Raw genomic sequence first — 25,735 nt, 5'->3', positions numbered from 1 at the left:
ATGGTGAATCTCTGGCGCAATCCGCTGTTTGTCTGGGATGTCAAAGGAGCGGTCGAGGAACTGCCGACCAACCCGCATGTCAGCCCCCAATCTATATGGGACAGGACGCGGGAATCACGCGTCTCGCTGCTGCCAGTTGGGCGCCTGCGCTATTATTACAAGTGGCCCGGCCACGGTGCCTCCATATGGAACAGGCTCCGCTACTGGCCGACGCGCCGGCGATTGCTGAACATCCGTGGCGAATACAATCCCAAGACCATGGCGCGGGAGAAGACCGTCGTCGACAAGCGACCGATCTGGTGGCTGCTTGGCCTGCTGGCTTTGCTCGTCGCGCCATTCCTTATTCCGGACAGTCTGCAAAACACACTGTTTGCGGCCGGGGCTTTCTTTGGCATCTACGCGGCAATCAACCTGTGCTGGATGCTCGTTCTCGGCACGGCAAGCATTTATTCGCTGGCGAGCTTTGCGGTAGTCGGCGCGGCCGCCTTCGTGGCGACCTACCTGTCGATAGTACTGCATCTGCCGTGGTGGGTACTGCCCCTCGTCGGCAGCGCCGTCGGCCTGATCTTCGGAGTGATCATCGCCATTCCAGCGACACGCCTCGACGGGTTCTACTACGCGCTGCTGACGCTCGGCCTAAACGAGCTTTGCCGCGTCTACTTCCTGCAATCCAAGCAATTTGGAGCGGCAACCGGCGGCCTTTATGGCGCGGATACCTACATTCCCAAGGATTGGACGCCGCTCAGCCAATCCATGCTAGGCTACTATGCCTGCTTCGCCCTTATGCTTGGAGCGTTGTTGCTCTATCGGATGGTCGACGGAAGGCGGCTCGGCCGTATCCTACGTATGGCGCCCGAGAAGCGCGAGGCCTTCGCAGAAGCAACGGGCGTGGACTACCGCCGCGCCCGCGTCCTGGTGTTTATAATATCGTCCGTCGCGCTGGGTTTCATCGGCGGGTTCTATGCCAGCCACTACCGCGGTGTCGGCTTCTCGATCTTCAGCTTCGACACCGTTCTGCTCGGGCTAGCCATGCTGGTGATCGGCGGCATCGGCCGCGCCGAGGGTGCCGTCGTCGGAACCGCAATTGTCGTGCTTTTGGACAAGGTGCTCATCAGCTGGGGTCCGATCCGGCTGATCGCCATCGGCCTGATTATGCTCGGCGTGGTGCTGTTTCTACGCGGTGGCATTTTCGGCATCAAAGCGCAGTTCCGCGCCTGGCGCGACAAGAAGAAAAGCGAACGGCGCTCTACCAGAGCGGAAAAAGGAGGCGAAATGCTGCCGGAAGAAGCCACGGAGACCAAAAACAAGGATCTCGTCTATTTCCATCGCTATGACAAGATGCAGCGCGACTACCTCAAGACCCTTGTGTCGCCCGAGATTATCGATGAACACCAGCGCTCGCCGCTCGGCCAACACAGCGAGGCGCTCGAACGTCTGCTTCTCTACTTCCGCCGGGCAGCGCTCCCCGACAAATATGCGATCACCGTCGTCGAGCCGTTCAAGGCCTACCGCATCGTCGCCTTGTCTGGACATCGCGGCGTAGCCCCAAGGGTCGTGGAGGACAAGATCTACCCGACACAGGACGAGGCCTATCACGGGGTCTTCTTGCGTCGCGTACAGGACCTCCTCGAAGCCTGACCGAATCTCGCGGCTAATTCCATTCGAACTCTTTGCGGAAGCAGACATGGCACAGGTCAAGCTCTTTGGTTATACAAACAAGATCTCCGTCAGGCCGGGAGAAACGATCGACTTTCATGTCAATGCCGACGGAACGACGACCGCTGAAGCACAGCTTGTCCGCCTCATCCACGGCGACGAGCATCCGAGCGGCCCGGGCTTCCAGGAAGAGGAAATCCCGTGCGAGGACAACGGACAATGGTCAGTCAAGAAGCAGTACACTCAGCTTGGCTCGTTTCTCACGGTTGAGGATCCTCAGAACAAGCTGGCGCTCGAAGGCAGCATCACCATCCACGGCTTCATATATCCTGGCTTGCCCGAAGCCGGTTTGCGGCAATGCCTGATTGGCCGCTGGGATAACGACAAGAACTTTGGATACTGTATCGGCATCAACCAGCGTGGCCATCTCGAATTCTGGGTCGGGCAAGGCAACGAGGTTGACTACGTTCAGGCCGAAATTCCGCTTCTCAGACAGATGTGGTACTTTGTGGCCGCCACCTATGACGAGGCAACCGGCAAGGCCACCATTCATCAGGAAGGTGTCTCGAACCGCTACAATGGGCTCCTGGGGCGTGTCGCTCCAATCGATTACCGCTCACATGTTTCGGAAAAATTCCGCTTCCGCCAAAAGCACCTTCCAGATACGCCGTTCCTCATCGCCGGCTCCCGCGATTGGCATGAGACCCGAGGCCATTTCGTGTCTCAGGGATATTGCGGCAAGATCGACAGACCGGGCGTCTTCCGGCGCGCGCTAGCATGGCACGAGCTTGCCGCGATCATGCAGGGCGGTCAGCCTTCCGCGCAGGGCATGGTCGCCTATTGGGACACCACCAGCGGCTACACAGATCATGGCATTGGCGACATTGTCTTTGATGTCGGGCCTCACATGCTCCATGCCGAGGGCTACAATCGTCCCGTTCGAGCGCAAACGGGATGGAATTGGAACGGCAGGAACGACAGCTTCCGCCTTGCCCCGCATGAGTATGGGGGGATCGAGTTTCATGCTGACGCGATGATCGACTCCAATTGGGCCGTCACCCGCAGCGTCACTTTACCGTCCTCCCTCAAAAGCGGCGCTTATGCGATGCGTTTGCGTGCTGGCCCAGGAACCGGACTGGGTGAAGAATATGTTGTCTTCTTCGTCAGGCCGGGCAAACCAAAGGCTAAGCTCGCCTTCATCTTCCCGACGGCAAGCTATCTCGCCTATGCCAACGAGCATCTGAGTTTCGACGCCCAGATCATCCAACCGATGACTGGCCAGCCGCCGATCGTTTCCGACATCGATATCGAGATGTACAAGAATCCCGAATTCGGGCTGTCCACCTATGACGCCTGGGAGGATGGCGCAGGTGTCTGCTACAGCTCCTACCACCGGCCTATCATCAATATGAGGCCCAAGCATCGTATATCGAGCATGGGCATTCCATGGCAGTTTCCCGCTGACCTTTCGATCATCGCCTGGCTGGAGCATAAGGGCTACGACTACGACGTGCTGACCGACGAGGATCTGCATGTTGAGGGGCTCGATCTGCTGAAGCCCTACAAATGCATCATGACGGGAACGCACCCGGAATACTATTCCAAAGAAATGCTCGACGCGACGGAAGACTACATCGCCACGGGCGGTCGCTACATCTATATGGGCGGCAATGGCTACTACTGGAACGTGGCCTTCCGCGACGACGATCTGTCCACCATGGAAGTGCGCAAGCTCGATTCCGGCATGCGAGCCTGGAACGCGCGGCCAGGGGAACATTATTTGGCCACCACAGGCCAAAAGAGCGGGCTTTGGAAGAATCTTGGTCGCCCGCCACAGAAACTGGTCGGCGTTGGTTTCATCGCCGAAGGGTTCGAGACGAGCCGCCCATACCGTCGGATGCCGGACAGCTATCACCGGACGGTGTCGTGGATTATGGATGGCGTTGAGGGAGAAATGATTGGCGACACTGGTCTGGCTTATGGTGGCGCGGCCGGTATCGAGATGGATCGGTATGATTTGGCCTTGGGGACACCGCCCCATACCAAGATACTCTCTTCGTCAGGTGGGCACAGCGACAACTATCTGCTGGGCATCGAGGAGATCCTGTACCCCTATCCAGGCCTGTCGGGGTCCCAGGATTATCGCATCCGCGCCGACATGACCTATTTCAACGCCCCCGGGAACGGCGCCGTTTTTTGCGGTGGCTCGATTGCATTTGGCCAAGCGCTACCCAGCAACCACTTCAAGAACAACGTTTCTGTTGTGCTGAGCAATGTCGTCGACGCCTTCATCAAACCCGGAAAATTGCCAGGCTCGCGCTGGATCAACGAGGAGAAGCAGTGGAAATAGGCACGAGCGTCCGTAACCAGAGCCCTGTTATGAATGCTGCCCGGAGGAAGTCCGATGGCCTCACGCTACCATGAAGTCTATGAGGGCTGGAAACGCGACCCCGTAGGGTTCTGGGCCGAGGCCGCCAAGGCGATCGACTGGTATTCGACCTACGACAAGGTCTTCGATGCCGAAGCCGGCGTTTATGGCCGCTGGTTCACGGGCGCCAGTTGCAACACCTGCTTCAACGCCATCGACCGCCACGTCGCGGGCGGGCGCGCCGACCAGCTGGCGCTGATCCACGATAGTGCGATCACCGGCACTGTACGCGAATTCACTTATGCGGAACTGAAGCGCGAAGTGGTCGCGCTGGCGTCGGTGCTTAAGAACCGCGGCATCGGCAAGGGTGATCGCATCATCATCTACATGCCGATGGTGGCGGAGGCGGCCATCGCCATGCTCGCCTCGGCGCGCATCGGCGCCGTGCACTCGGTGGTGTTCGGCGGCTTCGCCTCGCACGAGCTCGCCACCCGCATCGACGACGCCAAGCCGAAGCTAATCATCACCGCCTCCTGCGGCCTGGAGCCCGGACGCACGGTCGCCTACAAGCCCTTGCTCGACAAGGCGATCGAGATGTCGAAGCATAAGCCCGACGCCTGCCTGATCCTGCAACGCGAGCAGTTGCGCTGCGAGATGAAGGACAATTACGACTTCGACTATGCGGACGCGGTGGCGCGCGAACGGGCGGCCGGCGCCAATGTCGACTGTGTGCCGGTATTGGCCACCGACCCGCTCTACATCATCTACACCTCCGGCACGACCGGCCAGCCGAAGGGCATCGTGCGCGACAATGGCGGCCACATGGTCGCGCTGAAATGGACCATGGACAATGAGTTCGGCGTCAAGCCCGGCGAAGTGTTCTGGGCGGCTTCCGATGTCGGCTGGGTGGTCGGCCATTCCTACATCGTCTACGGACCGCTTCTGCATGGCTGCACCAGCGTGCTGTTTGAAGGCAAGCCGATCGGCACGCCGGACGCCGGCACCTACTGGCGGGTGATCTCTGAGCACGGCGTTGTGGCGCTGTTCACCGCGCCGACCGCATTCCGCGCCATCAAGGGGCAGGATCCCAAGGGCGAGTTCGTGCCGAAATACGACCTGTCGAAATTCCGCACCCTGTTCCTCGCCGGCGAGCGCGCCGACCCCGAGACCATCAAATGGGCGGAGCAGAAGCTCGACCGCCCGGTGATCGACCACTGGTGGCAGACCGAGACCGGCTCGCCGATGACGATCAACCCGGCAGGCCTGGGTCTTCTGCCGGTGAAATACGGCTCGCCCGGCGTGCCGATGCCCGGCTACGACATCCGCATTCTCGACGATGCCGGCCATGAAGTGCCGCGCGGCACGCTCGGCAATGTGGTGGTCAAGCTGCCGCTGCCGGCCGGATGCCTGCCGACGCTCTGGAATGCTGACGCTCGCTTCCGGCAGGCCTATCTCGAGGAGTTCCCGGGCTTCTACAAGACGGCCGATGCCGGCATGGTCGACGAGGACGGCTATCTCTACGTCATGGCGCGCACCGACGACATCATCAATGTCGCCGGCCACCGTCTCTCGACCGGCGCCATGGAAGAGGTGCTGGCGGCGCATCCCGATGTCGCCGAATGCGCGGTCATCGGCATTGCCGATGCCATGAAGGGCCAGGTACCGCTCGGCTTCGTCGTGCTCAATGCCGGCGTGTCGCGCGACACCGGCGCCATCGAAAGCGAGGTGGTGGGCCTGGTGCGCGAAAGGATCGGCCCGGTCGCCGCCTTCAAGACGGTGGTGACGGTCAAGCGGCTGCCCAAGACGCGCTCCGGCAAGATCCTGCGCGGCACGATGCAGAAGATCGCCGACAAGGAGGAATGGGCCATGCCGGCGACAATCGACGATCCTGCCATCCTCGACGAGATCTCAACGGCGCTGAAGGGCCGCGGCATCGGCGCCTAACGACAGAAACAGGCGACGTGCTGGGCGAGCGAGGCTTGGCGATGCCTTCTGGTTTCCCCAGTCGACGAGCGACGCTGGGAAGCAGAAGCTTAAGCACCTTGAAACTCCTGAGTGACCCGGATCAAACGTTCCGCGTTCAAGCCATATGGCGGCCATCCATAACGGAGCTGATTTGGTTGGGGTCGAAACAAGAGCAGTTCGAAATCATACGCTTGGCGAAGCAGCGTCCCGATTCCAAAGGAGTCCAACCGAATAGTGCGATCGGGATCGTAGATCGTCGACCGGAGGAAGTCTCTCGGTTATTTGGCATGGCCGGAGTGGGCCGCCAGGTGATCTACGCCCGAGATCGCCAAGGCGGTCATTCCAGGCGCGACGGTCCACGCACAAGGATAGTTGGTATCCACAGGATGGAGTCCGCACAGACAGGGCCGTGACTTTATCGCCATCTACATCGCAGGCACCGCTATTTCCCCGGGCCTGCTTTCAAAGTCAAAAAGCCTCTGGGTGGCGAGGGCTGCCGCGCCCCGCGCCCAGGAATCGTCCGCCCAGTCCGGCGTGATCGGCGGCGGCGTCCACATAGCGTGGCGTTCCAAGGCGCGTCGCATGGGCTCGAACAGAAAGTCGCCGAACGTGACGGCTTCGCCGCCGGCCACGATCACTTCCGGATCGACGATGTTGCAGAAGGCACCCAGGAATCTTCCGATCCCTTCGCCAGCCTCGCTCAACAGGTGCACAGCCATCTCGTCACCGGCCCGTGCCGCGTCGACCATATCGTGGCGGGTCACTGCTCCCGATATGCCCTTGCCATCTCGCCAGCGCCTTACCAGCGCCGGTTCGGAGAAGAAGGTCTGCAGGCAGCCGCGTCGGCCGCATTCGCATGGCGGGCCGTTTGGATCGTAGATCGAATGGCCAAGCTTTCCCGCGGCGCCGCTCGCGCCGTGGTGCACGGCACCATCAATCACCACGGCGCAGCTGATGCCGGCCCCAATAGCCAGCGCGCCGACCGTGCGATGATGCCGGCCCAGGCCGAACAATTGCTGCGCCAGTGCGAAGGCGTTCGTGTCATCGTCCGCCCAGACGGGCACATGCACCAGCTCGGCGAGCATAGCAGCGATCGGAACATCGACCCAGTTGAACCGGTGACTGAGCCGGCAGACGCCTTGGTCGATCACCCCGGGCACCGCGATACCAATGCCGCTGAGCTCTGCTCCTGCCGGTGCTTTGCGATCCGCAAGCAATTTACTGACGGCCGTAGCACAGGCTTCGACCGTGCTTTGCGGTGAGGGGTCGCGAACTGTGACCTGCCTGGAGACAAGCGGGGTCGTGGCGAGATCAGTAAGTACGCAGTCGATCGCACCCACCATCAACTTCAGCCCGACAACGAGCCGGCCTGCATAATTTATCTTGATTGGGATGGGGCGCCGCCCTGGCGCACCAAGACTGGCTTCGCCTTCGACCAGTATATTCTCGTTCAGCAGCTCGGACACCACGAAGGTCACCGCCGCCGGGCTAAGGCCGCTGCGCGTGGCCATCTCCGCCCGGCTCATCGGGCCGTCGGCGCGGATCATGTTGAGGATCAGCCTTCGGTTCAAAGCGCGCGACGTCTGCTGGTCACCCTTAAGCTTCATTCAGTCCCCATTATTAATTTTGTAAATTAACTATTGACCGGCTTCATCTGCATACGCTACCGTTTGCCTCGGTTCAATTGGAATCCGGCTGTTCTCAGGGAGGAGATAAAAGCCATGACCAACGCCTTAGCCGGCCTTCGCACGACGCGACGCCGCTTTATCAAGGGCACGGGTGCGGCCATCGCTGCCTCCGCCGCTGGAAACCTTTGCTTCCCAGCATTGGCGCAAGCGCAAGAAATCACCATCATTTCCAACCTCAGTAATGTCGGGCAACGCGACATCTTGCACAGGCTGGCGGCCGAGTACGAGGCGAAATCCGGCGCCAAGGTCACCATCAACAACATGGATCACGAGGCGCACAAGACCGCGATCCGCAGCTATCTCGTCGTCGGCGCTCCCGACATCTGCTTCTGGTTTTCCGGTAACCGCATGAAGGCCTTCGTCAACAAGGGCTTGTTCGACGACATCTCCGATCTGTTTGCCCGCGAGAACTACAAGAACGTGCTCGGCGCCACAACAAACGCAGTCACCGTCGGCGACAAGCAATATGGCCTGCCGATGGGCGGCCTGCTCTGGGGCCTGTTCTACCGCAAGGATGTCTTTGCCGAGCACAACTGGACCCCGCCGAAGACCTGGACCGATTTTCTCGCCTTTGGCGAGGCAGCGAAATCCGCAAGCATGATCCCGATGAGCATCGGCACCAAGGAACTGTGGCCCGCAGGCGGCTGGTTCGACCATATGAACCTGCGCATCAACGGCCTCGACAAGCACATCGCGCTGATGGACGGCAAGGTCCAGTATACCGATCCGATGCTGACTCCGATCTTTGACAAATGGAACGATCTGATCAAGGCCGGTTTCTTCTCGCCCAACCACAGTTCCTTCGGCTGGGAGCAGGCAGGTGCCGCGCTCGCGCAGAAGAAGGCGGCCATGATGGATCTCGGTGGCTTCGTCAGGTCCGCCTTCTCCGAGGCGGACATCCCGCAGCTCGCCTATGCGCCATTTCCCGAACTCGTCCCCGGCGTCGCCAGGTATGAGGATTTTTCGGTCAACTCCGTTCATGTCCCGGCCAACGCCAAGAACAAGCAAGGCGCCCGCGACTTCCTCGCCTATTTCTATAAGCCGGAAAACCTTGGAGCGTTCCTCGCCGCCGAGGGAGCCATCCCGCCGCGCAACGACTGTCCGCCGAGCAAGGATCCGCTGGTCAACGCCGCCGTCGAGGAACTGAAGAAGGTGGTTGGCACCTCGCAATACTACGATCGCGACACCGATCCGGACATGGCCCAGGAGGGCATGACGGGGCTGCAGGAATTCATGGTCAAGCCCGAACGGCGCGATCAGATCCTCGAGCGGCTGGAAAAGACCCGCAAGAGAATCTTCGGCTGATCCTCCCGGACCTGGCGGGAGGCAGCCGGGGGCTGCGCCCGCCTTTTTTTGGGTGAATTCCCATGCACCGCTTCTGGCGCAGAAATCGTCATTGGTTGACACCGACATTGTTCCTGCTGCCGGGCCTTATCCTGTTCAGCATGGTCATTCTCGCCGCCTCCGCCGAGACGGTCTGGATCTCGCTGCATGAATGGGACGGCATCGGCGCAAAGACCTGGGTCGGCCTCGCCAACTATGCCGAGCTCGCTGACGACCCGCAATTCTACGTCTCGCTCAAGAACAACATCATCTGGCTGCTGATCTTCATGCTGGCGCCGCCTATGGGCCTGGCCCTGGCGCTGATCGTCAACCAGCAGATCAGAGGCATGCGCATTCTGAAGTCGCTCTTCTTCGTCCCGCTGGTGCTGGCGACCGTGACAGTGGGCGTCGTTTTCGGCTGGGTCTATGATCCGACCTACGGATTGCTGCAATTGATCTTCGGCCTGTTCGGCGCCACCGCGCCGGCGCTGCTTTCCGACGAGAATTTCGCCACCTTCGCGGTCGCCGCCGCAGCGCTTTGGCCGCAGATCGCCTTCTGCATGGTGCTGTTCCTGGCCGGACTGAACAACCTCAACGAGGACCTGATCGGTGCCGGGCGCGTCGATGGCGCGCGCGGCTGGCGCATGCTTCGCCATGTCGTCCTGCCGCAGCTGTCGCAGGTCGGGTTCATCGCCATCGCGGTGACGGTCATCGGCGCGCTGCGCTCCTTCGACATGGTCGCTGTCATGACCACCGGCGGTCCGTACGGCTCGTCGACGGTGCTCGCCTACCAGATGTATGAGGAATCGATCTTCTCCTACCGCTTCGGCTACGGCGCCGCCATCGCCACGGTTCTCTTCGTGATCATGATCAGCTTCATCGCCTGGTACCTGCACGGCCTCATCAAGGCCGAACGGAGCAACGCCTGATGTACCCGCGCCCGATCCGCGAAGACGCGAAAATCCAGCGTGCGCTCTATGTCGGCGCCGTGACCCTGGTCGTCGCGCTTTGGCTGCTGCCGCTGCTTGCCGTCATGCTGACGTCCATCCGCTCCAACGAGGAGTTGATGGCGGGCAATTACTGGGGCTGGCCGCAGAAATTCAGCCTGGTCGAGAATTACACGGCGGTCTTCGAGCAGACCGCGATGCTGCGCTTCTTCCTCAACAGCCTTTTGATCACCATCCCCTCGGTGATCGGCGTTCTGATCCTGTCGACACTGACCGGCTTCGTGCTATCGCGCTATCCGTTCCGCGGCTCAAATCTCATTTTCGCGCTCTTCGTCGGCGGCAATTTCCTGCCGGCCCAGGTCATGATGATCCCGGTGCGCGACCTGATGGTCCGCCTCGGCCTCTACGACACCGTCTACGCGCTGATCGTGTTCCACATCGCCTTCCAGACCGGTTTTGCGACGCTTTTCATGCGCAACTTCATCGCCGCTTTGCCGGGCGAATTGTTCCAGGCCGCGCGCGCCGAAGGCGCCTCGCCATTCCAGACATTGCGCCATGTGGTGGTTCCGCTGGTGCGGCCGGCGCTGGCGGCACTCGCCATCCTCACCTTCACCTTCATCTGGAACGACTATTTCTGGGCGATCGTGCTGACCCAGAGCGATGCGGTCAAACCCGTCACCGCCGGGCTGAACAATCTGCGCGGTGAATGGACGTCGGCCTGGAACATCGTGTCGGCGGCAACGATCTTCGTCGCCCTGCCGCCGGTCGTCATGTTCTTCCTAATGCAGAAACATTTCATCAGCGGCCTCACCATGGGGGCGGTCAAGGGATGATTTCGGGATCACACGGACACAACCCGCAAACATGAAAAGGCGCCTCGCGATGAGCAGCGTGGAATTGCGCAAGGTCGACAAGCACTATGCCGGCTATCATGCCCTGAAGGCGATCGACCTGACGATCGACAAGGGCGAGTTCGTCGTCATGGTCGGGCCTTCGGGCTGCGGAAAGTCGACCTTGCTGAAAACGATCGCCGGACTTGAGACCATCAACTCCGGCCATGTCGTGATCAACGGGCGCGACGTCACCCGGGAAGAGCCCGGCGATCGCGGCATCGCCATGGTGTTTCAGTCCTACGCGCTTTATCCGCACATGACCGTGGCCGAGAACATGGGCTTCGGCTTGCGGATGGCCAAACGGCCGAAGGCCGAGATCGATGCCGCCGTCAAACGCGCCGCGCAGATCCTTCGCCTCGAGGAGCAACTCGACAAGCGCCCGAAGCAACTGTCTGGCGGGCAGCGCCAGCGCGTCGCCATCGGCCGCGCCATCACGCGTTCACCGGAGGTGTTCCTGTTCGACGAGCCGCTGTCGAACCTCGACGCCGCACTGCGCACCCAGATGCGGGTGGAGCTTTCCAGCCTTCACGCGCAGCTCGGATCCACCATGGTCTACGTCACCCACGACCAGATCGAGGCCATGACCATGGCCGACCGGATCGTGGTGCTGAACAAGGGGCAGGTCGAACAGGTCGGCTCTCCTCTCGAACTCTACGCCAACCCGGCAAACATCTTCGTCGCCGGCTTTCTCGGCGCGCCGCGCATGAACTTCATTGAAGCACGAGTGGAAACAATCGGTGCGGCCAGCCTCACACTGGCAGCGGCGGGAATGCCGGCGCTTGCCTTCGCCGACATTGACGTGGCCGGCTTTTCAGCTGGCGACGCGGTGACCGTCGGAATCCGACCGGAAAACCTGCATGTGCTCGAGCGGGCAGACGCAGGCCAGGCATCGTTCCCTGGCCACGTGCGGCTGGTCGAACATCTGGGACGGGAAACGGTTCTCTACCTCGACGCTTCCCCCCTCCAAGCGACCAATTCGGACAGCGGCACCGGCAATTTCACGGTGCAGCTCAACAAGGTGTCGCCCATCAGTGTCGGCGCCCGGCTGACGGCCGGCTTCGAGATCGCCGACGCCTATCTGTTCGGACCCGATGGCCGCACGCTGACGCCGCGAAGACCCGTTCCCGCAACCTGACCCTCGCATTCAAGAGTATCATCCGCATGCACCGCAAGAAGCCCGCCCCGCTTTCGGTTTGGCGACCGCTCAATCTCGACCGCTTCCTTCTGGGAGCACCGCACTATCCCGAACATGTCGACGAGAGCTGCTGGCGACGCGACGCCGAGCGCATGCTTGCCGCCGGCGTCAACACGGTCCGGATGGGGGAGTTCGCCTGGCATATTTTCGAGCCCTATGAAGGCAAGTTCGACTTCGATCTGTTCGACCGGGCAATCGAGGTTCTCGGCGCTGTCGGAATCGACACGATCATGTGCACGCCGACAGCAACGCCGCCGCGCTGGCTGACCATCAACTATCCCGAGGTGTTGCGCGTCGACGTCAACGGCCACCGCGCGAGCCATGGATCGCGTCAGCACGCCGACACCACCAGCCCCGTGTTTCGCGCTCACAGCCGCCGCATCACGCGCGCCATGGCCGAGCACTACAACAACAACCCTCGCGTCATCGGCTGGCAGACCGACAACGAGCTCAACACGACGGTTTCGGAGTCATTCGCGCCTTCGACGCGGCTGGAATTCCAGAAATTCCTGCAGCACAAATACGGCGCGATCGGCGCGCTGAATTTCGCCTGGGGCGGCCATTTCTGGGCGACGGCCTACGACGATTTCTCGCAAATCGACCTGCCGCGGCCGCTGATGCCATCCTATCCGAGCCCCGGGCATGTGCAGGACTACCATCGCTTCCTGGCCGCGGCGACGGCGGCTTTCCAGCACGACCAGGTCGAGATCCTGCGCGCCGCCAATCCGGACTGGTTCGTATTCCACAATCTCGGCCAGCTCGCCGACATCGACTTCCGCGGCCAGTTCGGACAGGACCTCGATTTCATCGGCTTCGATATCTACCCGATGCTCTACGACGAGATGCGCCGAACCGGCGGTCACGCGGCCACGCAAGCGCTGCATCTCGACATATGCCGCGCCTACTCCGGCAACTTCATCGTTCCGGAGCAGGCCTCGGGCTTCGGCAGCCAGCCGGGCTTCTCGACGATGACGCCGGAGCCGGGCGAGATGCGCCGCATGGCCATGACATCGGTGGCGCGCGGCGCAGACGGCATCTTGTTTTTTCGCTGGCGCCCCGCCCATTTTGGCGCCGAGATCTACTGGATGGGCGTCATCGACCACGACGACGTCCCGCGCCGCCGCTATGACGAGGCCAGCCGATTTTTTCACGAGATCGCCGGCATCAAGGATCAGATCCTCGGCACCGCGGTAAGGATGGATCTTGGCATCGCTGGCGCCGACTTCGACAACCAGGAAGCGCACAAGACCTATCCGATCGGGCTTCCCAGCCCGCTCGAAGACGCAACGCTCCTGCACCGACACTGCTACCGGAACGGCATAGCCTGCGGCTTCATCCACCCCGAAGACGACCTGTCGCGGCTGAAGGCGCTCTACATCCCGCACTGGGTGATGTGGAAGGAGGATTGGAACGAAGGAGTCGAGACCTTTGTCCGCAACGGCGGCTCATTGATCCTTTCTGCCCTTAGCGGGACAAGGGACGAGAACAACCACATCGTCCGTGAGCAGGCACCGGGCGCCGCCCTGTCAGCGCTGAGCGGCGTCAAAGTGACCGAATTCGGCCGAATCGTACCGGAAGGTGGCAATGGTTTGTTCCCCCTGTTCAGACAGCCTGCCATGGGCGCTCATGTGCCGCCATCGCCGCTGCCCGCCTCGTCGGCGGAACGCAAATACCACTTCACCTTCGGTAACCGGCAGCTTGAGGCGGCGCATCTCTACGAACTGCTCGAGGTCGCGTCGGACACCGAGGTGCTGGGCTGTTGGTCGAACCGCTTTTGCGCCGGACAGCCGGCGATCACCAGCCGGCAGCTCGGCAAGGGCCGCGTCGTCTATGTTGGCACCTATCTTACTCCGGCACTTGCCGAAGCTGTCGCAGATACAGTCCTTGCTCGGGCGGGCGTCGCGCCCTTGCTTCCAGAGTTGCCAACCGGGGTGGAGGTATCAGTTCGCGAGACCCAAGATCGCCAGTTGATGTTCATCCAAAACACCACGGACGCTCCCGTGGCGGTGCCGGGTGTGCCGGTGGGCACGGATCTCCTGACCGGTGAGGGTGTGGGAAACACTCTGCAACTCGAGAGCTATGGTTGTGCTGTGATCTCGATGCATACGGTTCACCGAGCCGACTAGATGGCATTGTGACTTTGCTGCGTCAGGTGCGGGCTCCGGCACTCTCGAAATCGTCGGCAGGCAGCCCCCACAATCTGCTGGGCTGACGCTGTCCCGAAAGGGATGGGTGATGGCTGCCCAGCCGCAAGGTTGTCTGGCGTCAACCTTCCCCATTCCTCTTAAGCGACCGCACGCCCACGAGCGGCCGATCTCCGATGTGGTGCCTGATGGATCCTCGGCACCTAGTGTCGCGAGGCCAGGCGTAAGCCGTCGAAGTTCGATGCCGTGAAAAATGGCCGGGGAGGCTCCGCAACGCATTGACTACTTATCGAACAGTCGATAAGTTTTGGTCTATCGATCGTTCGATAATTTCGTTGAGGTGGCCTTATGACGGATCTTCCGATGGGGTGTTCTCAGGAATTTAGCCGGCCCTCTGGGCCTGCCACGACATTGGGATCTGAAAAGTGACGAGCGGATCGGATCGCAGGACTTTCGATGCAATCATTGTCGGCGGGGGCATTGTCGGCGCGGCGGCAGCACGCGCGTTGGCCAGTGAAGGCCTCGACGTGGCCTTGTTTGAACGCAACCGGCTTGGATTCGGCGCTTCCTCGCGCAACATCGGCTTTGTATTTCTGCATGGCCGGAAAGGGGTGTCCTTGGATATTGCGCGGCGCAACCGCCTTCTCCTGGACAACTTTCATGATGAGATGGGCGGCGACTTTGAATATCGCAGGAACGGCGGCCTCGTCCTATGCGAGAGCCAGGGGCAGCTGTCACTGATCAAGGAGTTCGTCGACGCGCGCCGCCGCGACGGCCTGAACATCGAATTCATCGACCGGCAGTCGCTCCTCGAGCTCGCCCCCGACGTTGATGAAAACGTCGTCGGCGCGAGCTTTTGCAGCGAGGACGCCCAGATCGGCACGGCTACTGTGGTGAGAGCGTTGGCGGGGTCGGCCGTGAGATCAGGGGCGACCGTTCTCGAAGGTTATGAGGTTCTGGAGATATTGACGGCTGGCGGTCGTGTCACCGGGATAAGCACACATGCTGGCCGGTTCGATGCGCCTATCGTGGTATGGGCGACCGGGCCGTGGCACAGGATGGCCACGAGCAGCGGGCCGCTTGAGCTTCCGGTCAAGAGCATGAGGAATCAGCTCATCGCCACAACGCCACAGCTGCCACGCCTCAAATGTGTTCTCTACGGTGCCATTTGCTTGGCGGCCTACACACCGCTCGTCAAGGACCTGCCCAGCTTCTCGCCTGATCTGTTCGACAGACGGGAAACCAAGGCCGGCGAGTGCATGATGGACGCGATCTCGCAGCGCAGCGACGGCTCATACGTCTTCGGCGGACCGGTCGATGATGCCGGTTTCAGCTGGGAGCCTGACGTCGACGGCGTCGGCAGGATACTCAGGCGCTTCGTGCGCCTTTTTCCAGGTCTTTCCGCGAGCGGATTCAAGGAAAGCTGGGCCGGCCGCATTCCCTATACCTCCGACAACCTCCCCATCATTGACCGTCATCCAGCAGCGACCGGGCTCCTCGTGGCGTCGGGATTCTCTTTCGGCAACAGCTCGGCCCTGGTCGCAGCTGAGGGACTGGCCGACCTGGCGATGGGGCGGCCGAAATCGGCGCTCATCGCGCAGCTCGGAATTGATCGCTCAACGCTTACCAACGATTTCAGTTATTCCTTGGGCTAATGGAGCATGTAATGCAGGAATCATATGGTGCCGGGCAAGTCATCTGCGAAATCGAAGACGAGACCGTCTTCATAGGGTTAAATTCGCCTCGGTCACTCAATGCCATGGATCCCGTCATGGTCTCTGGCATTGTGGAGGCCACCGAGGATGCCGCGCGATCGGGCCACCGATGGATTGTCCTTCACGGCAAGGGCGAGAACTTCTCCTCTGGTGCTTCCCTCGATGGTTACCAGGATCTCGTGGAGTCGGTCAGCCCAGGCCCGGATTCCGGCATGTACGAGTTGATTGCTTCCGAGCGCGGCCTCACGGACCTGGCGCGCATCTTGAGGCACCCCCACATCAACTCAATCGCAGCCGTGCATGGCTGGGTCATCGGCCAGGCTTTGGAAATTGCCTTGGCGTGTGATTACGTAGTCGCCGCCCCAGATGCGATTTTCTGGCTGCCGGAAACCCAACATGGCTGGAACGTCGGCATGGGCGCCACATACCTGCTTACGCACACGCTGGGCCTCGGATGGGCACGCCGCATGCTGTTGCTCAATGAGAAGCTTCCGGCTGCACGTGCCGAGCAGTTGGGTCTTGTAAGCCGGATTGCCGCCGACAACGACATCAGGGCCGAGTCCCTGAAGCTAATAAATCAACTGCGCAAATCCTCACCGATGGCGCTGCAGTTCCAGAAGAAATTGTTGGATATTTTGCCTTCGATGTCGCTCGACGACAGCCGCGAAATGGAGATCATGACGGCATATCTTCTGGCTTCGACACACGATCCGCGCGAAGCAATGACGGCTTTTCGTGCCGGCCGCGCGCCAAATTATGCTCAGCCACGGACCAACAATGGCGCAAGCAAGAGCTGACCAGACGCTTCTTTCCTGCCTGGAGCGCTACGCCAGCGAGCGGCCCGACTGCCTGTTCCTGATTGGCCCTTGCAACGAGCAGGCGACTTACGGCGGGTTCTGGGCTGCAGCCGGAACCGCGGCTACGGCAATGCTTGCCCAAGGGGTGAAAGCCGGCGAACGGGTCGTTACAATCTGCGAGAACAGCATCGAGCTGTTCGTCGTAATCGTGGCGGCCTGGCGGATCGGCGCAACACTGGTTCCCTTGAATCCCGGCCTCGGGAGCGACCTTCTTGGCGAGATGATCGCGACAGCCGAGCCCACCTTACTCGTAGTCGACGGTGGCTCAACAAAAATTGCCAGTGCGATCGAAATAGCCGACCTGCTCAAGCTCGACGGCCGCCCGAACCCTCCTGCCAGCCCACCAGGGCCTGGCACGGATGCCTTGATCATCTTCAGCTCGGGAACCACTGGCAAATCCAAGGGCTGTGTTTTGTCCCACGGCTACCTGGCCTTCTTCGGTCGGGAATTCTCGGCCATGGCCGAGCTGGACGAGGATGACAGAGTGTTCTGCGTGACTGCGATGTATCACGTGAATGCATTCTGGGCGTTTGCGGGAAGCGTGGTCAACGGCACGCCCCACGCGTTCGAGAAGAGGTTCTCTGCTTCGATCTTCTGGCAGCGCTCCAGCGAAGTCGAGGCAACGGTCTTTGACTATGTGGGTGCGATCCTTGCCATTCTTCTTCGCTCCGCGGGAGAGCGCACGTCCGGCAACCGGCTGAGGGCGTGCCTTGGCGGAGGTGTGCGCACCGAGGATCTGGCGCAGTTCGAAAAGCGCTTCCATTGCAAAGTTCTCGAAGGCTACGGGCTAACCGAATGCTGCCAGCCCATTTACCAGACAGAACGCGACCGAAAGCACGGCTCTGTCGGCCGGACGTCGATCTATTTCGATGCCAGAGTGGTCGATGAACACGATCGGGATGTCTCGCCCGGGACGCCCGGACAGTTGCTGCTGCGGTCCCGCACGCCACATGGCTTGTTCCGGCGATACTGGCGCGACCCTGAGCAAACCAAAGCCGCATTCAAGGGCAAATGGTTTGCAACCCGAGACCTGGTGACCCGGGACACGGACGGATATTTCTATTTCATCGAACGCCTCGGGCATGTCGTTAGGCGGCGCGGAGAAAACGTCAGCTGCTTCCAGGTGGAAGGGGTTTTCGCCAGCCACCCGATGGTGCAGCTCGCTGCAGCGGTTGGCGTCCCCGCTGATCTTGGCGACGAAGAAATCCTGTTGGCCGTCGAACTGGTCGACGGCGCAACGATGACGCCGAAGGAACTCCACAGCTGGGGTATCGAAAAACTGCCCAAGTTCATGCATCCGCGCTACGTTCGTATCGGGACATTGCCGCGCACCGCCAGCCAGAGGGTTGAGCGCCATCGCGTCAAAAGCATCGGCCTGACCGCCGATACCTACGATTCCGGGACCATCGGTTAAGCAGGCACTGCAACGGCGGTGCGGCTTGCGCCTGGGCTTTCGGCATGGACGGGCGGTTCAACTGAAGGGACTTATCAATTGAGGAGGACAGCCATGGCAAAAACAGCCGCACGACAACGGCCAACAGCCCTCCATGAAGGCGAATGGGAGCGGCGCGTCGACCTTGCCGCCGCTTTTCGCCTGGCGGCGATCAATGACTGGCATGAGGCCGTCGGCAACCACTTTTCACTCGCCGTTTCGGTGGACGGAAAACGGTTCTTGATGAATCCCCGCTGGAAGCACTTTTCGGCCGTCCGAGCCAGCGATCTGCTGCTGCTGGACAGCGATGACCCGTCGACTATGGACCGCCCCGATGCCCCGGACGTCACTGCCTGGTGCATCCACGGCAGGCTGCACGCCCTGGCGCCGCAGGCGCGCTGCGTGCTGCATCTCCATCCGGTCTACGCCACAGTTATGGCGAGCCTTGCGAACCCTGAGATCAAGCCCATCGACCAAAACACCGCGCGGTTCTTCAACCGTGTGGCCATCGATCTCGGCTACCAGGGTCTTGCAAACAGCGAAGCCGAAGGTGAACGCCTGGCATCCGTTCTCGGCAACCGTTCGGTTCTAATGATGGGCAACCATGGTGTTCTGGTGGCAGCAGAGACGGTAGCCGAAGCCTTCGACTGCATGTACTACCTGGAACGTGCTTGCCAGACCATGGTCTTGGCCTTGTCGACTGGGCAGCCACTCAGTGTTCTTTCCGCCGACGTCGCGGAAAAAACCGCGATGGAATGGCAGGAAGGCGTCCACGACTACGCCATCGCGCATTTCGACGAGATGAAGAGGCGGCTGGACGTGCTCGATCCTGACTATGCCAACTAGTCGGTAGCGGTGCGCCCATCTCGTTGCGAGGTACCGCAGCGGTGGCGTTTTGGCGACACAGCCGCGCCTTGCTCGATTTTGCGCCAATGGGTTTCTCCCGAAAAACATCCGTGAAGGCGCGCGGGGCGACGATATCGGATTGACAAGTTATCGAGCGTTCGATTACAAATTTCCAATCGATCGTTCGATAAAAAGCGGAGATGAAATGGCACGGTTCCAGACTGCCAAAAAGGCTCCGCCTCCGCTTCCTGCGGAACTGAGGGATGCCGCGATCGCGCTGTTTGCCGAGTTTGGCTACGCGGCCACCGGTATTCGCGAGATTGCTCGTCGCACCGGCCTGTCCAGCGCCGCGATGTACCATTACCTCCGCTCCAAACAGGATCTGTTATTCGAGTTGATGTATGATTCGATGCAGGACCAGTTCAGCGTTGCCCGGGCCGCCCTTGAGAGCGCGCAGGACCCGCAAGGCCGAGTCACGGCCTTAGCCCGAAGCCACGTGCTTTTGACCGCGTCGCGCAGGCTTGAGACCCTTGTTACCGAAAACGAAGTTCGGTCTCTGACGGGCGAAAACAGGCAAGAAATTACGGCGTTGCGCGACGAGTATGCCGCGCTCTGGCGAGCAGCCATATCGGATGGTGTAGCCCAAGGCATTTTCGGTGTCGCCGACGTCAAGCTTGCAAGCTTTGCCGCCATAGAAATGTGCACCTCCGTGTCGAGATGGTATTCGCCACAGGGCCCTCTGACCCCGGAGGAGATCTCGCAGACGTATGCCGGGTTCGTCCTGGACATGCTGCGCGGCGGCGGCGCCGTGTCCGCAACGAATAAGACGGTCGACCAGCAGAAAGGAAAGGCGGGCAAGAGCGGGAGGGTCAAGCCGCCCGCGGATTAAGTGCGCCAGACAAGACAAGCAGGCCGAACTCGGCCGATGGGGAACTGACAGGCCAAGACTTCAAGAGCGAACGCTCCTTGCCGTGGTGGCTGGAGGCGTTTGCCAAAACCGAAGCTGGCCGGCATGAAATAGGTGGAGAGTGAACCTAGCAAGCGTCAAATCGCGCCAGGTAGATGTGGCGGGGCCAGGTTTCGAAGGTCCTGCCATTGAGCTCCGAAACATCTCCAAATCGTTCGGTGCCTTTGCCGCGATTCATAACGTCTCTCTTACCATACAGCGCGGCGCGGTGGTGTCGCTGATAGGGCCGAGCGGAGCAGGCAAGAGCACGCTGCTTCGGTGCGTCAATCTGCTGGAAATGCCTACGCAAGGCGAGATCATCTTTGCCGGAGACACCATCTTCTCGGCGGGCAAAGTCCAACCCAAGGCCTCGCAGCTATCTCGCTACCGGGGCCATGTAGGCATGGTCTTCCAGTCCATCAATTTGTTCCCGCACCTGACCGTGCTGAGAAATGTGTCATTACCGCAGGAGCGCGTGCTGGGCCGGTCGCAGGCGGAGGCCGATGACATTTCGCGCCAGCTCCTTGAACGGCTCGGTGTCGGTCGAAAGCTCAATGACCTCCCAGCTCAGTGCTCGGGTGGCCAGCAGCAGCGTGTCGCCATTGCCCGTTCGCTCGCCCTCAATCCCAAAGTCATCCTCTTTGACGAGCCGACCTCAGCTTTGGATCCCGAACTTGGTCTGGAGGTGCTGTCCGTCATGCGAAAGCTCGCGGACGAGGGCATGACCATGATGGTGGTGACTCACGAAATGCACTTTGCGCGCGATGTCTCCGATGAGGTCGTCGTGATGGTGGATGGCAAGATCCTCGAGCAGGGACCGCCTGACCAGATCATGGGCCATCCGCGCGAAGAACGGACACGTCAGTTTCTGCGGGCGGTGTTGGACAGATGATCGAGGCAAGTTTCAACGCCATTGTCAGTGGGATTCCCTACACGATCGTGTTGACGCTGGTGAGCTTCATGATCGGGGCCCTGCTGGCGGTTCCTATCACCGTGATACGCATGGCGCCGAACGCGTGGGCGAGGCACTTGGCCCACTTGTTTGTCGATGTGCTCCGTTCGGTGCCTCCAATCACGTGGCTTTTCCTCATTTACTTCGGGCTTCCCGATCTTGGAGTGACCTTGGGTGCTTTCACATCGGCGCTAATCGGACTGTCGCTCATTTCAGGGGCATATCTTTCCGAAACATACCGGGCTGGCATCCTTGCCATCGCACCCGGCCAATGGGACGCCTGCAAGGCTTTGGGCTTCAAGCCATTCGACACCGCCTTCTACATTGTCACCCCGCAGGCGCTGCGCGTGGCTGTGCCGCCAGCGGGAACATACGGAATTGGCCTGCTTAAAGACACCGCGGTGGCCTCGACGATCGGGGTATCGGAGGTTGCTTTCAACGCCCTGCAGGAAGCGCAACGCACTGGTCATGCCATCCAGGTCCTGACCTTGAGCGGCCTGACGTATCTGCTGCTCAGTCTGCCGCTCGCCTACCTGTCACGCAACATCGACAGCCGGCTCAGAGCGAGGTTCTCACTGGGATGAACTGGGAGGCGTTCACAGAGACTGTCCGCGATGCCAGCAACAGTCTGCTTTCGGGCCTGGTTGCGAGCCTGGAGTTGACCTTCGTTGCGTTGCTGTTCGGCTATGCGTTGGCCTTGCTACTTGCCATTTGGGTGATGACCCGCAACAGGCACATGCGCGCGGTTGCCTTGTGCGTGATTGAAGTCGGGCGAGGTCTTCCGCTGCTGGTAATGCTTCAGCTCCTTTACTATGGCCTGCCGGATGTGGGTATAACCATGGGTGGGTTCGTCGCGGCCGCCGCGGCGTTGGCCTTCCAGACCGGAGCCTATGGCAGCGAGGTGGTGCGCGCCAGCATCCAGGCCGTGCCGAAGGGGCAGCAGGAAGCCGCCGACGCATGCGGGCTATCGCGGTGGAGCAGTTTCCGGGATGTCATCCTTCCACAGGCGGTCCGCATAGCCATCCCACCGTTGCTCAGCATTGGAATCGCGATCTTCGTGGCGACCTCGCTGGCCTTCGTGGTCACTGTCCCCGAGATCATGAGCCAGGCTTATGGCTACGGCAGCAAGACCTTCCAGTACATGGCGGTGTTTGTCCTGGCGGGGATCTTCTACGCCGCCATAGCCATCCCGGCGTCGGCCGGTGTCGCGGTGATCGAACGCAGGCTCGACCCGCACGCGTAGAGGTGGCCCTGCACAAGCAACAATAATGGGAGAGAAATGATGACAATAAAGAAGATAGGCCTATTCAGCCTAGTGCTCGCCTTGACGCAAATGGCGGGCGGCTTCTCATTCGCCGCTAGTAGCGATTGCAAGCCAAAGCATGATCTCAAGACTGTCGAAGACGGTGTGCTCACCGTTGCTGCCTATCAGGCGCCACCTTACATCGGCATCGAGGACAACAAGCTCGTCGGTGTGGATGGCGAGGTCCTAGCCCGTATTGCGGAATTGAATTGCCTTAAGGCAAAGCCGATGGCGCTCGACATCGCCGCCGTCATCCAGGCCGTCCAAAGCGGACGTGCCGACGTGGCTTCGGGCGATTGGTACCTATCGAAGTCACGCGCCAAGGTGATGGGTGTCACGGAGCCCATCTACAGGGACAATCTGTCGATCGTCTCACCAAGCGGGTTCAAGACCCTCGATGCCTTGGTCGGGAAGCGTGTTGGAACCCTTCAAGGGAACATGTGGAACGACGATCTGCAGAAACTGATCGGGTCCACCTTCACGCTCTATCAATCCCAACAGAGCGTCTATACCGACCTCAAGAATGGGCGCCTCGACGCCGTTATCGACGCGGCCGCATCGTCTCCGGCCCAGCTCAAGCTGTTGGACATCAAGGCTGAGGTAACGGTCCCTCCTCCCGACAAACGTGTTGGCCAAAGCCTGAAGCCCGCGCTGAATACGTTCCCCATCAAGAAAGGGAACGATGAACTAGTTAAGGCGATCAACGATGGCATCAAGGAGATGCGCGATTCAGGTGAGTTGAAAGCAATTTTCGACAAGTACGGTTTTCCAGAGGCGCTTCGGAAGTTGCCTGACCCCATCTACCTCATTGAATGATCATTTGATCCCACCCGGAGGAGGCGCAACGGCTCCTCCGGGCCACCCAAATTCGACACAGGCACAATCAGATGCAGCGGAAGATACTCGTTACCGGCTCGACCGGTAAGGTTGGCACGTACCTGTCGCAGGCATTGCAGAAAAGCGGCGGCCAACCCATGTCTTGGGCGTTCGAAGCCTGAACTGTGAGACACAGGAAGGCTCGGTCGAACGGCGCCGCTTCGATTGGGATGATCGCACTACCTGGAGCAGCGCTCTGGACGGCATCCAGGCAGTCTATCTGATCAAGCCGCCACACGATGAGCCGGCTCCCGCGATCAGAGAATTGCTGGCCTCGGCTTCCCGGTTGGAGCGCGTTGTCATGATGTCGGAGATCCACTGCCAAGCGCAGAACGACACCGAGCCGCAGAGGGCTGCAGAAGTGGCCGTGGAACGGTCGGGACACTCCTTTTGTATCCTGCGGCCAAACTGGTTCTTCCAAACTACACGACCGGTTCCTACGCCCCCAAGATCAGGCAGCAATCCATCCTTGAAACAGCATCCGCAAGCCAGCCGGTGAGCTATATCGACGTCCGCGACGTCGCGGCGGTCGCGGCTTTGAACTCTTGAACGACGATGCGCGTTCACATCATCTGCTTCTGACCGGTGGCGAGGCCCTTACAAGTCGTGACCTCGCCAACATCATCGGCGCTGCCGCCGGCCGGCCGATCAGCGTCAGCGAAGTTCCATTGGACGACATTCGCACCAGAGTATTGGCGAGGGGCGGCAGCGAAGCCATGGCCGACTTCATCGTCGGTCTGAGCAGGAACATCGCTGAGGGTCGCAACGCCATCGTTACCGACACGGTCGAGCGTCTGACCGGTCGAAACCAATCTCATTTTCGACCTTTGCGTCGCAAAACGCGCAATTTTTCAACGACTGACCGCCCGCCGCAACGTCCCACAGACGAGAAAACCATGGAACCCGAGAAGGTTTTCAGAAGCCAAATGCCGCGCTGCTTGCAAACGACACAGACGCCATCGTTGCTCATTTCACGCCGGACTGCAGACTGTTCGACATGGCAAGGCCAATGCAGCCATTCGTGGGCGTGAGGGACTGAGGACATTCCTGGTAGCCTACTTCAAGACCTGGCGTGTTGCCGGGCTGACCATCACCAATCTTGTCACCCAAGGGTCGCGGCTTGCCGCGGAGATAGAACTCTCGCTCGAGGCGAGGGATAGTTCGGGTTCGCGACTGATCCGCAGCAGCCTTTTGACGACATAGAAGGTGGATTGATCGCGCGCGAGCGAGCCTATCGCGATCCCGCCGGGAGGAAGGAGTGAGCCAGTGACATCCAGCAGATCCCCAGTGGCGATCGTAACCGGAGGCGCCACTGGGATAGGGGCCGCTATCAGCGAGCGGTTCGCCAGCGCAGGTTTCGACGTTGTTCTATTCGGTCGGCGTCTTGACCGTCTTCACGAGCAGGCCACACGTATCGAGGCCAAAGGAGGCAAGGCACGTGTTTGTCAGGGCGACGTAAACGACGAAGCGGACGTCAGACGCCTTGTCGACACTGCCGCGACGGACGACAGGCGAATAAACGTTCTTGTCAACAGCGCTGGCGTGGCCCGAAAAGTGTCCTTCCTCGATATGACGGCGCGAATCTGGGACGAGACGCTTTGATATCAACCTGAGGGGAGCCTTTCTTGTCACCAGACATGTGGCCCTCCATCAAGCGAGCCATGGCGGCGGCGTGATCGTTCACATTGCGTCGATCGATTCCTACGGGGCGGAGGCCGGCTACAGCGTCTACCACGTCTCGAAATCCGGCCTGATGGGGCTTGTGCGTAGCGCGGCCCTTGAGCTTGCGCCTCACAACATCCGCGTCAACGCCGTCAACCCCGGCTACGTCCATACCGAGATGGCTCCGAAGCCGCCAAAATTGCATGCCCATCTTGAGCAAAACTTTGACCGGGTCCCGATACGCCGAGTGGTCACTGGCGAGGAAGTGGCAAATGCAGCGTTTTTCCTGTCTTCGGATGCTGCCTCCGGCATTACAGGTACCGGGCTGACCGTGGATGGTGGGCTGCTGACGAACCTTTACATCCTTGAGACGATCCCGAAGCTCGATTGAGGAAAAAGGACGATGGAGAAGCGCAACCCCCAGCTGCTCTTTTCGTTCTCGGAGCAGTCGTCCGAGCTTCGGATAGAATTAGAGGACTTCATGCGGGATCATATTTATCCCAATGAAGCAAAGTATTTCGAGGAGGCCAAGTCCAAGGGAGCCTGGAAAACATACGACATAGTCGAAGAGCTCAAAAGCCTGGCCCGCCAGCATGGCCTTTGGAACCTGTTTTTGCCGGAGCATGCGGGAGGGGCCGGCCTGACCAATCTCGACTATGCGCCTTTGTGCGAGATCATGGGGCGCTCACTGCTTGCGCCTGAAATTTTCAACTGTAGCGCTCCCGACACCGGAAACATGGAGGTGCTCGTCCGCTATGGCACCGCCGAACAACAGGAAAGGTGGCTGACACCGCTGCTTGCAGGCGAGATACGATCCTGTTTCGCCATGACTGAACCGGCGGTGGCCTCGTCTGATGCCACAAACATCGAGAGCACCATCGTTCGGGACGGGACCACTACGTCATCAACGGGCGGAAATGGTACACCACCGGCGCTACCGATCCGAGATGCAAGATCATTATCTTCA

The 25,735-nt window shown here is 60.5% G+C and carries 21 protein-coding genes and 1 pseudogene; 21 read left to right on the top strand and 1 reads right to left on the bottom strand.

Annotated elements, in window-relative coordinates:
- The 3 genes from EJ074_RS00110 to EJ074_RS00100 are packed head-to-tail and all read left to right on the top strand — an operon-like array spanning nt 1 to nt 5,968.
- A complete protein-coding gene (locus EJ074_RS00110) occupies nt 1–1,638 on the top strand; it encodes a branched-chain amino acid ABC transporter permease (RefSeq protein ID WP_095808501.1) in 1,638 nt (545 codons plus the stop codon).
- Nucleotides 1,639–1,684: 46 nt separating this feature from the next.
- The gene (locus EJ074_RS00105; RefSeq protein ID WP_129552481.1) at nt 1,685–4,006 is read left to right on the top strand and encodes a N,N-dimethylformamidase beta subunit family domain-containing protein; all 2,322 of its coding nucleotides are present in this window, start codon (nt 1,685–1,687) and stop codon (nt 4,004–4,006) included.
- Nucleotides 4,007–4,060: 54 nt separating this feature from the next.
- Nucleotides 4,061–5,968, top strand: a complete 1,908-nt coding sequence (locus tag EJ074_RS00100; RefSeq protein ID WP_129552480.1) for a propionyl-CoA synthetase — start codon at nt 4,061–4,063, stop codon at nt 5,966–5,968.
- A gap of 446 nt (nt 5,969–6,414) precedes the next feature.
- On the opposite strand, the gene EJ074_RS00095 is transcribed toward EJ074_RS00100, so the two are convergent.
- Nucleotides 6,415–7,596 (bottom strand): ROK family transcriptional regulator, encoded by a 1,182-nt coding sequence (locus EJ074_RS00095; RefSeq protein ID WP_129552479.1) that lies wholly within the window; start codon nt 7,594–7,596, stop codon nt 6,415–6,417.
- Nucleotides 7,597–7,710: 114 nt separating this feature from the next.
- Here EJ074_RS00095 and EJ074_RS00090 point away from each other — a divergent pair, with 114 nt between their 5' ends.
- The 18 genes and pseudogenes from EJ074_RS00090 to EJ074_RS29860 all read left to right on the top strand — a co-directional run.
- Nucleotides 7,711–8,982 (top strand): ABC transporter substrate-binding protein, encoded by a 1,272-nt coding sequence (locus EJ074_RS00090; protein WP_095808497.1) that lies wholly within the window; start codon nt 7,711–7,713, stop codon nt 8,980–8,982.
- Nucleotides 8,983–9,044: 62 nt separating this feature from the next.
- Nucleotides 9,045–9,929, top strand: a complete 885-nt coding sequence (locus tag EJ074_RS00085) for a sugar ABC transporter permease (RefSeq protein ID WP_129552478.1) — start codon at nt 9,045–9,047, stop codon at nt 9,927–9,929.
- Nucleotides 9,929–10,780, top strand: coding sequence for a carbohydrate ABC transporter permease (locus tag EJ074_RS00080; protein ID WP_095808495.1), 852 nt, complete (start codon nt 9,929–9,931; stop codon nt 10,778–10,780). Before EJ074_RS00085 ends, EJ074_RS00080 begins: the two co-directional genes overlap by 1 nt.
- Before the next feature lie 49 nt (nt 10,781–10,829).
- Nucleotides 10,830–11,975, top strand: coding sequence for an ABC transporter ATP-binding protein (locus EJ074_RS00075; RefSeq protein ID WP_129552477.1), 1,146 nt, complete (start codon nt 10,830–10,832; stop codon nt 11,973–11,975).
- Nucleotides 11,976–12,001: 26 nt separating this feature from the next.
- Nucleotides 12,002–14,161 (top strand): beta-galactosidase, encoded by a 2,160-nt coding sequence (locus EJ074_RS00070; RefSeq protein ID WP_129552476.1) that lies wholly within the window; start codon nt 12,002–12,004, stop codon nt 14,159–14,161.
- 443 nt (nt 14,162–14,604) lie between these two features.
- Nucleotides 14,605–15,834 carry an FAD-dependent oxidoreductase gene (locus EJ074_RS00065; RefSeq protein ID WP_129552475.1) on the top strand — a complete coding sequence of 410 codons (1,230 nt, stop codon included), beginning with the start codon at nt 14,605–14,607 and terminating at the stop codon, nt 15,832–15,834.
- A gap of 11 nt (nt 15,835–15,845) precedes the next feature.
- Nucleotides 15,846–16,691 (top strand): enoyl-CoA hydratase/isomerase family protein, encoded by an 846-nt coding sequence (locus EJ074_RS00060; RefSeq protein WP_165349795.1) that lies wholly within the window; start codon nt 15,846–15,848, stop codon nt 16,689–16,691.
- Nucleotides 16,672–18,165, top strand: coding sequence for an AMP-binding protein (locus EJ074_RS00055; protein ID WP_165349794.1), 1,494 nt, complete (start codon nt 16,672–16,674; stop codon nt 18,163–18,165). Before EJ074_RS00060 ends, EJ074_RS00055 begins: the two co-directional genes overlap by 20 nt.
- A 93-nt stretch (nt 18,166–18,258) precedes the next feature.
- Nucleotides 18,259–19,029 (top strand): class II aldolase/adducin family protein, encoded by a 771-nt coding sequence (locus EJ074_RS00050; RefSeq protein WP_129552472.1) that lies wholly within the window; start codon nt 18,259–18,261, stop codon nt 19,027–19,029.
- A gap of 49 nt (nt 19,030–19,078) precedes the next feature.
- Nucleotides 19,079–19,918 (top strand): TetR/AcrR family transcriptional regulator, encoded by an 840-nt coding sequence (locus EJ074_RS00045; protein ID WP_129552471.1) that lies wholly within the window; start codon nt 19,079–19,081, stop codon nt 19,916–19,918.
- A 139-nt stretch (nt 19,919–20,057) separates the two neighbouring features.
- Nucleotides 20,058–20,867 carry an amino acid ABC transporter ATP-binding protein gene (locus EJ074_RS00040; protein WP_129552470.1) on the top strand — a complete coding sequence of 270 codons (810 nt, stop codon included), beginning with the start codon at nt 20,058–20,060 and terminating at the stop codon, nt 20,865–20,867.
- Nucleotides 20,864–21,511, top strand: a complete 648-nt coding sequence (locus EJ074_RS00035; RefSeq protein ID WP_129552469.1) for an amino acid ABC transporter permease — start codon at nt 20,864–20,866, stop codon at nt 21,509–21,511. The genes EJ074_RS00040 and EJ074_RS00035 overlap by 4 nt, the downstream gene beginning before the upstream one ends.
- Entirely contained in the window at nt 21,508–22,170 is a 663-nt protein-coding gene (locus tag EJ074_RS00030; RefSeq protein ID WP_129552468.1) for an amino acid ABC transporter permease, read from the top strand. Before EJ074_RS00035 ends, EJ074_RS00030 begins: the two co-directional genes overlap by 4 nt.
- A 36-nt stretch (nt 22,171–22,206) precedes the next feature.
- Complete coding sequence (locus EJ074_RS00025) at nt 22,207–23,046, top strand: transporter substrate-binding domain-containing protein (RefSeq protein WP_129552467.1); 840 nt, start codon at nt 22,207–22,209, stop codon at nt 23,044–23,046.
- 605 nt (nt 23,047–23,651) lie between these two features.
- The gene (locus EJ074_RS00020) at nt 23,652–24,137 is read left to right on the top strand and encodes a hypothetical protein (RefSeq protein ID WP_129552466.1); all 486 of its coding nucleotides are present in this window, start codon (nt 23,652–23,654) and stop codon (nt 24,135–24,137) included.
- 256 nt (nt 24,138–24,393) lie between these two features.
- Complete coding sequence (locus EJ074_RS00015) at nt 24,394–24,708, top strand: SDR family NAD(P)-dependent oxidoreductase (protein WP_165349793.1); 315 nt, start codon at nt 24,394–24,396, stop codon at nt 24,706–24,708.
- 37 nt (nt 24,709–24,745) lie between these two features.
- The gene (locus EJ074_RS00010) at nt 24,746–25,159 is read left to right on the top strand and encodes an SDR family oxidoreductase (RefSeq protein WP_245454760.1); all 414 of its coding nucleotides are present in this window, start codon (nt 24,746–24,748) and stop codon (nt 25,157–25,159) included.
- 33 nt (nt 25,160–25,192) lie between these two features.
- Nucleotides 25,193–25,731: pseudogene (locus tag EJ074_RS29860) on the top strand (acyl-CoA dehydrogenase family protein); the annotation flags it as partial.
- Nucleotides 25,732–25,735: the final 4 nt, after the last annotated feature.

The organism is Mesorhizobium sp. M3A.F.Ca.ET.080.04.2.1 (assembly GCF_003952525.1).
Taxonomy (GTDB): domain Bacteria; phylum Pseudomonadota; class Alphaproteobacteria; order Rhizobiales; family Rhizobiaceae; genus Mesorhizobium.
The sequence above is the reverse complement of the archived record's forward strand: the minus strand, read 5'-3'. Positions and strand labels throughout refer to the sequence as shown.